Annotated in this window: 1 pseudogene; it reads left to right on the forward strand. The window is 53.1% G+C overall.

Annotation, left to right across the window (positions count from 1 at the left end):
* A pseudogene (locus JAO78_RS16695) lies at nt 1-382 on the forward strand (retention module-containing protein); the annotation flags it as partial.

The raw sequence follows: 382 nt of genomic DNA on the forward strand, positions 1-382 counted from the left end.
GGACCTCAGCGGCACCACCACGGACGTTGCTCCTGGCACCGTAATTAACATCACCATCACCGATCAAAACGGTAAAACGGTGATTGCTCAAGCCACCGTATTAGCCGATGGCAGCTATGCCTTAGAAGGTGTCGATGTCAGCGCCTTAGCCGATGGCCCATTAACCATTGACGCGACGGCAGTCGATAACAACGGCAATCCATTGGCTGCTGATACTTCAGCCACACTTGATGCGGTTGCCGGTACATTGGATATCGCGGCGTCAGTGGACAATACCGACGGTACACTTGACCTCAGTGGCACCACCACCGATGTAGCTCCAGGCACGGTGATTAACATCACCATTACCGATCAAAACGGTAAGACGGTTATTGCTCAAGCC

Origin of the sequence: Alishewanella maricola, assembly GCF_016343785.1 — a bacterium.
Lineage (GTDB): Bacteria > Pseudomonadota > Gammaproteobacteria > Enterobacterales > Alteromonadaceae > Alishewanella > Alishewanella maricola.